The organism is Pseudomonas sp. MIL19 (genome assembly GCF_028680365.1).
GTDB classification, from domain to species: domain Bacteria; phylum Pseudomonadota; class Gammaproteobacteria; order Pseudomonadales; family Pseudomonadaceae; genus Aquipseudomonas; species Aquipseudomonas spirodelae.
In genome coordinates, this window is the sequence record NZ_JAPPVG010000036.1 from 22,062 (window position 1) to 30,254 (window position 8,193).

Annotated in this window: 9 protein-coding genes; 5 read left to right on the forward strand and 4 right to left on the reverse strand. The window is 57.9% G+C overall.

Annotation, left to right across the window (positions count from 1 at the left end):
- The first annotated feature begins 24 nt into the window (after window positions 1-24).
- Window positions 25-1,434 carry a PilZ domain-containing protein gene (locus N1078_RS17200; protein ID WP_274089332.1) on the forward strand — a complete coding sequence of 470 codons (1,410 nt, stop codon included), beginning with the start codon at window positions 25-27 and terminating at the stop codon, window positions 1,432-1,434.
- A 137-nt stretch (window positions 1,435-1,571) separates the two neighbouring features.
- Complete coding sequence (locus tag N1078_RS17205; protein ID WP_274089333.1) at window positions 1,572-1,967, forward strand: hypothetical protein; 396 nt, start codon at window positions 1,572-1,574, stop codon at window positions 1,965-1,967.
- Window positions 1,968-2,014: 47 nt separating this feature from the next.
- On the opposite strand, the gene N1078_RS17210 is transcribed toward N1078_RS17205, so the two are convergent.
- A complete protein-coding gene (locus N1078_RS17210; protein ID WP_274089334.1) occupies window positions 2,015-2,224 on the reverse strand; it encodes a hypothetical protein in 210 nt (69 codons plus the stop codon).
- Window positions 2,225-2,388: 164 nt separating this feature from the next.
- Entirely contained in the window at window positions 2,389-3,618 is a 1,230-nt protein-coding gene (locus N1078_RS17215) for a virulence factor BrkB family protein (RefSeq protein ID WP_274089335.1), read from the reverse strand.
- Between the two features lie 97 nt (window positions 3,619-3,715).
- Here N1078_RS17215 and arsC point away from each other — a divergent pair, with 97 nt between their 5' ends.
- The 3 genes from arsC to N1078_RS17230 are packed head-to-tail and all read left to right on the forward strand — an operon-like array spanning window position 3,716 to window position 5,074.
- A complete protein-coding gene (gene arsC / locus N1078_RS17220) occupies window positions 3,716-4,069 on the forward strand; it encodes an arsenate reductase (glutaredoxin) (RefSeq protein ID WP_274089336.1) in 354 nt (117 codons plus the stop codon).
- Entirely contained in the window at window positions 4,066-4,671 is a 606-nt protein-coding gene (gene wrbA, locus N1078_RS17225; protein ID WP_274089337.1) for an NAD(P)H:quinone oxidoreductase, read from the forward strand. Before arsC ends, wrbA begins: the two co-directional genes overlap by 4 nt.
- The gene (locus N1078_RS17230) at window positions 4,664-5,074 is read left to right on the forward strand and encodes a DUF2069 domain-containing protein (protein WP_274089338.1); all 411 of its coding nucleotides are present in this window, start codon (window positions 4,664-4,666) and stop codon (window positions 5,072-5,074) included. Before wrbA ends, N1078_RS17230 begins: the two co-directional genes overlap by 8 nt.
- A gap of 44 nt (window positions 5,075-5,118) precedes the next feature.
- On the opposite strand, the gene hda is transcribed toward N1078_RS17230, so the two are convergent.
- Window positions 5,119-5,823: a DnaA regulatory inactivator Hda gene (gene hda / locus N1078_RS17235; protein ID WP_274089339.1), complete on the reverse strand. Its 705-nt coding sequence runs from the start codon at window positions 5,821-5,823 to the stop codon at window positions 5,119-5,121.
- Window positions 5,824-7,070: 1,247 nt separating this feature from the next.
- A complete protein-coding gene (locus N1078_RS17240; RefSeq protein WP_274089340.1) occupies window positions 7,071-8,114 on the reverse strand; it encodes an IS110-like element ISPpu25 family transposase in 1,044 nt (347 codons plus the stop codon).
- Between the last annotated feature and the right edge of the window lie 79 nt (window positions 8,115-8,193).

The following is an 8,193-nucleotide window of genomic DNA, read 5'->3' on the forward strand; positions in this document are numbered from 1 at the left end:
GCTCCCTGATTCCATAAGGTTGATATGACATTAGATGCCTTGCGCCTGGAAGTGCCAGACATCCTCGAGACAGACGTCGGCTCACTTGCCGACCTCAACGAGCAACTGGCACAGGCACGCCTGCAGCCAGTGGACCCGGCCTTGCAGCAAGTGCTCAGCCTGCTCTTCAAGCTAAACCGCAGTGCCATGACCTTACTCGAAAGGCAACGCACCCTGCAAAGCTTCAGCGACCAGTACCGGCACTACTGCAAGGTTTACCAAGGCGAGCATCCACCGACTGCAATGTTTGTGCGCCTGTGCAATGAGCTGGCCATAGGCTTCAAACGCCTGCTCCTGCAAATCCTGCAGGGCCGTCAGCCATCACGCCCCCACCTGGCTTGGTGTTTGTACATGGCGCAGCACTTTCTCGCGCAGAGCTTGCTGCGCCACTATCAGCTTTATCAGGAGCCCTCGCCCAGCCTGTGGCGGGACAGTCACTTGCTGTATTGGATTGGCGAGCATCAGGGCTGCCTGGACGAGCCGGTAGCGGCCGCCTTTACTCCGCAACCGGCGAGCACCCTGCGCGGCCTCTATCAGCAAATGCTGTTACTGGCCCTGAGCAACCCATTCCACCTGGCTGAAGGTGAATGCGCACTGCTATTTGGAGCGCTTTCACCGCTGGCCGGGTTGGCGCGGTTGCTGCCCTGGGATGAAGACGATGAAGCCGAAGGGCCCACGATTGATTTAACCGAAGCCCAACCCTGCCTGAGCTACGCCCAGACCTCGAAAGGCAGCACTGATTATTTACGCCGTTTCGAGCTAGGCGCCTTGTTGGTCGCCCTGCATGATCCTGCGCCCTTGCAAAGCCCTGCCGAACGCCAAGTGCTGGAGCGTGTGCAGCAACATTGGCTGGTTCGCCAACAGCGCCGCCATATCCGCGCCGATCAACGCAGCGAATGCAGCCTGGTCGTGGCGCTTAGCGCTATTCATGCCCAACTGCTGGAGCAGCGCCCGCTGCGCACCAGCGCGCAGATGCAGGATGCCAGCCCGGGCGGCGCACGCTTGCTGTGCAATGCCGACCAGGCAGCGCAGCTGTCGATTGGTCAGTTAGTGTTGCTGCTCACCGGCAGCGATACACCGACCCTGGCCCTGGTGCGCTGGCGCCACCTTAATAGTGAAGGCCTGCACCTGGGCCTGCGTTACCTCAAAGGTTTGCCGCGGCCAGTCTGGCTGCGTCGCGCACCCAGCGCACAAACTCATCCGGGCGTACTCCAAAGCACCCCGGCACCGGGTAACGGCTGGCACCATGGCTTATGGCTGCCCGATGGGCAGTTCGTTGCAGGGGAAAGTATCTGGCTGCAGTTAGCCAACGCGCACAACCAAGCCATCCTTCAGCTGCCGGCAGCCAACTTGGTCACGGCATCCGTCACTCGCTATCCGATGCAACTGGCCTGACGCTATTGCCCACACGCTAAAACTGCGAGAAAGGTCACGCCGAACATCGGCCGAGCGCACAGTCTGCGCCAGAAAGCCGAGCTTATAATCCTTCGCACTCACGCATGATGCGATCTGTTATAAGCCTGGAAACAACCATGACCCAAGCCCTCGATAAGTTGGTCGGCCCCGTGCCATCTGCCATCGTCAATCTCGCCCGCTTACAGGTCACCCCTTACGAAGGGCGCGTCGCAGAGTTCAACGTCGCGGCTTGGCTACACCTGCCAGGGCTGGCAAACCTACCCGTGTCCTTGCTAATCAGCTACCGCGACGGCACGGCCCGCCGTGAAGTGATGGTCGATCACGGCAAGGTCAATCAGCACAGCAAGATTCTGCTTTCCAGCATTGCCCGGTTGCCGGTCAAGCTGAAAATTGAAGAGATGCAGGTACGCCTGCGCTCTGCTGTTCCCGCGACCAGCTTGGTCGTCGAAGAACTCTTCGTTCAAGCAGTTGAGTTATCGCAGGCTGATAGCCGCCACGCACTGGCACACTAGCCTTGCCCAACAACAGAAACCCCGCGCACTGACGCGGGGGTTTGCGTTTAGCGCGACAGCCTTTCAGCAGCTCCGCACTCTTCGGCTGGGGCGGGCTGCACAGCTGTTGCTGAGGTTTGATCCGCGGCTGTTGAGGTATCAACCAGCGACTGCGGCCAGCGGCTAAAGCGCAAGCCGGTAATACGGTTGAGGCGCTCAAGGGCCTCTTGAGGATCACGCTGATGCAGATGAATCACTTTGCCTTTGCTGGCTGTCATAACGTCTCACACTCTGCCAATCCCTGCCCTGCTGGCACCGATTGCTATCCACATGGCAGATAGCCAGAAACGTGCCAGCTTCCCTATAACCACGTTTGGCGACCTCCATGGTCGCCAGTCGCCGGGTGTGCCGCCAGCGCAGCGCCGTAAACTGACGTTTTACGTCACTTCGACGGCTGAGCCTGGGGCTGCAACCATTGCGCAAGGTCTTCAGCAAAGAGTGCCGCCTGCTCATCCTGTAACTTCTCCAGCCCTGCGCGCAACGCCGGATACCACGCCTCATCAAGCTGCTCGGGTAAGTTCTCCGCCCTCGGCAACGGCCAAGGACTGTGGCTGAGCAGTTGCTGCAAGGAGTAATGGCCAAGGTCACGGCTTAACACCCAGGTACCCGAGCCGGTCGGCGCGATCAGCTTCTGCTGCTCAAGGAAAACCAGAATCTCTTCCCACTCATGCTCTGCCAGCAGCCAACCTTGACGCTGCACATCCCGCAAACGCACCTTTAAACCCAACTGCTGACGCTCATAGAACACGCGCAATACACCAAGCGCCATTAACAAGCGTGGCACCGCGCGCTTACGCCATTGTTGGGAAAAGCCCAGATTGCAGACCAGCTCAGCGCCGAACAGAACAATTATCCAGGACAGGTAGATCCATAAGAGAAACAGCGGCACCGTGGCAAACGCCCCGTAGATCAGCTGATAGCCGGGGAACAACCGCACATACAAGCCGAACAGCATCTTCGCCACTTCAAACAGAATCGCCGCAAACAAACCGCCAAGCAGCGCATGACGTATCGGCACCTGTGCATTCGGCACCGTGGCATACAGCAGGGTGAACGCGGCCACGCTAAACACCAATGGCATGAACTTCAGCAACGCCTGCACACCTAACAAGGCGTCAGGCCCGGAAATCAGCGACAGCGAGGTGAAGTAGGTACTGATGGCAAAGCCGCCCCCGAGCAGCAATGGCCCCAGGCTGAGAATGGCCCAGTACAGCAGGAAACTCGACACACCACGGCGCGGCTGGCGTACACGCCAGATGGTGTTAAAGGTCTTCTCGATGGTCACCAACATCCAGAACGCAGTGGCGGCCAACACCGCCACACCCACCCACGTCAGCTGGCGCGCCTGGGTCGTAAATTCGCGTAGATATTGCTGCAGGGTTTCACCCGCAGAAGGCACGAAATTGCGGAAGATAAAACTCTGGATCTGCTCGCCAGTGCCCTGAAACGCGGGAATGGCCGAGAGCATGGAGAAGGTCACCGTCATCATCGGCACCACCGCAAACAGCGTGGTGTAGGTCAGCGCCGCGGCACTGTTTGTCCCCTGATCAGCAATAAACCGCTGCAGCAAAAAACGCCAAAAGTCCCAGACCTCAGTAATCCGCTGCAGCATGCCTTCTCCTTAGCTATTTGACCGCGCAACCTGCTACAGGCGCGGATGCCGTTAGCGGTTAGAATAGCCGCCATCAACGGTAACAGGCGACCCGAACATGGCTGCAATGACGCTCTACCATAATCCGCGCTGCTCAAAATCACGCAGCGCATTGCAACTGCTGGAAGAGCGCGGGCTCACCCCAGCCATCGTGCGCTACCTGGAAACGCCCCTGAGCGCCGCACAACTGCAGGACCTCCTGGCCAAGCTCGGCATCCCTGCGCGACAACTGCTGCGCAGCGGCGAAGATGAATACAAGAACCTCGGCCTGAGCGACCCGAACCTGACGGACGCCCAGTTGATTGAGGCCATGGCCGCTCAGCCAAAGCTGATTGAACGCCCTATTTTGGTAGTGGGTGAAAAAGCCGTTATCGGCCGCCCACCGGAAAATATCCTGGAGATTCTGCCGTGAGCGCCCCCTACATCCTGGTGTTGTATTACAGCCGCCACGGCGCAACCGCTGAAATGGCCCGGCAGATTGCTCGCGGCGTGGAGATGGGCGGCTTGCAAGCACGCCTGCGCACCGTGCCGGCGGTATCAACCGAGTGCGAAGCCGTCGCCGCAGACATCCCGGCAGAAGGCGCGCTGTACGCCAGCCTGGATGACCTGAAGAACTGCGCCGGCCTCGCGCTCGGCAGCCCAACCCGCTTTGGTAATATGGCCGCGCCGCTCAAGTACTTCCTCGACGGCACCAGCGGCCTGTGGCTGACCGGAGCCCTGGTCGACAAACCCGCTGGCGTCTTCACCTCCACCGCCAGCCTGCATGGCGGCCAAGAAACCACCCTGCTGTCGATGCTGCTGCCGCTGCTACACCACGGCATGCTGATCACCGGCCTGCCCTATAGCGAAGCCGCGTTACTGGAAACCCGTGGCGGCGGCACGCCTTATGGCGCCAGCCATCACGCCGGAGCCGACGGTAAGCGCGCCCTCGATGAACATGAAACCGCCCTGTGCCGCGCACTCGGCCAACGCCTGGCGCAAACCGCGGCAAAACTGGAGAGCACCCGTGGCTAAAACCGCAAAACCGTTGCCCACACTGGAATGGCTCCAGCCGCGCCTGAACATCAGCCGCGCCGCCAGCTTGCTGAGTTTTTTTGGCCTCGGCACGTTACTGGTGGTGTGGAACCTGTGGTTCGCCAACATCCCCGGCAAACTGCTCTGGGTGATTCTGGGTGCTCAGCTCGTACCACTGCTGCTGCTGGCCCCCGGCATAATCCTCGGCAACGCTCGCGCCCATGCCTGGGCCTGCTTTGTGGTGAACCTGTACTTTATCCAAGGCGTACTCGCCGCCTTCGACCCGAGTAAGGCGCTATACGGTTGGCTGCTAACCGGGCTGAGCTTTAGCCTGTTCTGCGCCGCACTGATGTTCACCCGCTGGCGTTTTCAGTACGAGCGCAAGTTGGCTGGGGAAAACTAAGCCTTAACGGTGCTGATTGAGCGTGACTCGACGCTCAATCAGGCTTACCAGCCTAGGGTTTCTTTAAGGAAGGGAATCGTCAGCTTGCGCTGCGCCTGAAGCGATGCCTGGTCCAGCCGCTCCAGCAAGTCGAACAAGGCGTTCATGCTGCGCTCGCCACGCGTCAGGATAAAGCGCCCAACCTCATCACTCAGGTGCAAGCCGCGGCGCGAGGCGCGCAGCTGCAGAGCACGCAACTTGTCTTCATCAGACAGTGAGCGCAACTGAAACACCAGCGCCAGGGTCAGGCGCGATTGCAAGTCAGCCAGCTTGACCGGTAACTCGCGCGGCGACGCGCTGGCAGCCAGCAACAAGCGCCGGCCACTGTCACGCAAACGGTTAAACAGGTGAAACAGCGCCTCTTCCCACTCGCTGTCACCGACCACCGCATCCAGGTTATCCAGGCAGACCAGCTCGTAGCGTTCCAGATTATCCAACAGCGCCGGGCCATAACTGACTAACTCCGCCAGCGGCAAGTAAACCGCCGGCTCGCCGCGCTGCTCAAAGCGCAAACAAGCAGCCTGCAACAAATGGCTGCAACCCACCCCTTGAGCGCCCCACAGATAGATCAGGCTTTCCGTCCAGCCCGCATCGGCCTCGCACAGACGCTCGACATAGCCAAGCGCCGCAGCGTTGGCTCCGGGGTAGTAGTTGGCGAAAGTGGCGTCATCACGCAGACGCACACCTAAAGGCAGTTGTATGGGTGTCATGCTGGGTTGGGCGGCTCGTCGGAACCGCAGGCTGGCTCACCGTAAAGAGCCGAAAGTTTATAGCCTTCTGCTCGCTAAGTCATTGATGGATAACGCGAGTCGTTACTGGATGCTGCCAGCCCCCGAACCGCCATGCTTTGGCCTTTTCCGACAGCTGGCTAGACAGGCGCACACCCTACCAGTAGTTTCTAGCCTCCATCGTGCTGCCGTACGGCACTCGGGCTTGCCTCATGTCGCTTTTCACCCCACCGGTTTCGCTGTCGTTATTCGCGACCGCAGTAATTCAAGGGCTTAGTGCGTGACAAGGAACGTTATCAGACACTTCAGGGTGCGTTATGCGACACCAATGTCGCCTACTAGTAGTTAGAACGCTAGCTGGAAGCCACCTTAATTCGGTAAAACTTAATTTATGAATAACACGTGCTCGGCTTGTACATTCCTCATCAATGTAGCAGGACTAATACCTGAGTCAGCCTTGCCTGATGGAGTTTCATTGAGATGCGGGAAAGAGGAACGATTCGTCGGAGGATGGCCTCTCCCAGTCAGGAATCCAGCAAGAGAAAGTTGTGAGAAATTTATTAGTTCTAACCCGCAACGCTCTCGATGGGAGTGGGATGATAATAAAAACCAAAGAAACATCAAAAAACACGGCATTTCATTTGAAGAAGCCACATCGGCTTTAGATTCAGATAAAAAGTCTGTTAGATTTGTTTCAAAGAGCTGGGAGTCGCTCGATTCGTTAGATTATGAGCAAGCGGGAATCCCGCGGACATTTGCAAACACTGATCCTGTTCGAGACCAATATCTTTTTAAGCTCGATGGAAAAATATGGGCGTTAGTTTCTACACTTCGACGCGAGCTCGGATTAACAACAGAAAGGGTTATATCAGTGCGAAGAGCAAGGGATGACGAGCAGAGCTTATATGAACGGGGCTTAGGTTAGGAATATCGGATAAGAAACAAGTGAAATCGCATTCTAACAACTGTATATGGACTCTCCCCACAAGTAGTGAGCAAAGTTTTCCTAACCCTGTCGTCAGCGCGGTTGCATTCGTATATCCGGCCTGTTTTGGGCTTTACTGCCCTGGCCACTCTGTAGTTCGCGCAGCGGGGGCCAAGCGTTCAATCGATCACGAAGATCATGATTGTTATCGGCCTTATTCCGTTGCAGGACTCGCCTGTTTCGACAGTGTTGCTGCTCACCACAACCACAAGAAAACCATCACATCTTGCTGATTGCTCCGCCGTCAGGCGGGCTTTACGCTTTGCCAGTCACCACTGAAACGCCGCTCGTTGCACCACACAGCCCAGCAAATCCTTACCAATTTATTAGCCAGCGCCACAGCTGCTTTGTTGTGGCCGATACGTGCCGCTGTCTCGACGGCCCAGCGTTGTAACTGGGTCAGTTTCTCCGGCGTGCGGGCCTGACATCGCTGTGCCGCCAGCAAGGCTGCTCGCGAACCGTGGATCAATAAGGTACGCACATAGACGTTGCCCTGTCTGCTGATGTGGCCCAGTTTACGTCGGTCGCCGCTACTGAATTCACGCGGTGTCATGCCCAACCAAGCGCTGAGTTGGCGGCCATTAGTAAAACGCTCGGGCTTGCCTACTGCGGTTTTCAGGGCGCTGGCGGTCAGCAGACCAATACCGCTGACCTCATCGAGTTTACGTACCACTTCATCGTCGGCATGCCAGCGCTTGAGTTGCTGTTCGCACTCGACCATGCACTGTTCGTGCAGGTTGATTTCCGCCAGGACGATATGCAGTTGATGACTCAAGGGCGCGATCTCTGGGCGATCAACTAATTCATGGGCGGCACGGATAAACGCGGCAGTGGTGGTTGGGGCTTCGATACCCGCCTCGCGCAAAATACCGCGCAGCAGGTTGATGCGCTGGGTACGGCTCTTCTTCCAGGTTTCGCGCATACCGTGAAGTTGCTGTAACAGCTGTTGCTCCTGGGTTTTCACCGGTACTGGATGAATATCTTTGCAACGCGAGGCTTCTAGCATGGCATCGCAGTCGTTACGGTCGGTTTTGTTGCGACGACGATAAGGCCGTACATAGCGAGGATGAATCAGTTTTACCCGGTGGCCCAGCGCTTGCGCGACACGCCCCCAGTAGTGAGCCGTGCCACAGGCTTCCATCACCCACTCGACCGGCTCGGCTTGCTCCTGTATATATCGCCTAAACGCCTCTCGGTTCAGCCGCTTGCGCTGCACCACCTGGCCGGAACGGACACTCTCGGCAACTTGGTAAACGGACTTGGCCAGATCAACCGCAATTCGCTTCATAACGCCTCTCCCAATGATCAGTCACCGCAGTTCTAGGTATAGAACCGTGGTGCGGGGAGAGTCCATTACAGCATTCAAA

Bases quoted from the DNA above. Each gene is read 5' to 3' on its own strand.
- N1078_RS17200 (WP_274089332.1), top strand. From the start codon at position 25: ATGACATTAGATGCCTTGCGCCTGGAAGTGCCAGACATCCTCGAGACA.
- N1078_RS17205 (WP_274089333.1), top strand. From the start codon at position 1,572: ATGACCCAAGCCCTCGATAAGTTGGTCGGCCCCGTGCCATCTGCCATC.
- N1078_RS17210 (WP_274089334.1), bottom strand. From the start codon at position 2,224: ATGACAGCCAGCAAAGGCAAAGTGATTCATCTGCATCAGCGTGATCCT.
- N1078_RS17215 (WP_274089335.1), bottom strand. From the start codon at position 3,618: ATGCTGCAGCGGATTACTGAGGTCTGGGACTTTTGGCGTTTTTTGCTG.
- arsC (WP_274089336.1), top strand. From the start codon at position 3,716: ATGGCTGCAATGACGCTCTACCATAATCCGCGCTGCTCAAAATCACGC.
- hda (WP_274089339.1), bottom strand. From the start codon at position 5,823: ATGACACCCATACAACTGCCTTTAGGTGTGCGTCTGCGTGATGACGCC.
- N1078_RS17240 (WP_274089340.1), bottom strand. From the start codon at position 8,114: ATGAAGCGAATTGCGGTTGATCTGGCCAAGTCCGTTTACCAAGTTGCC.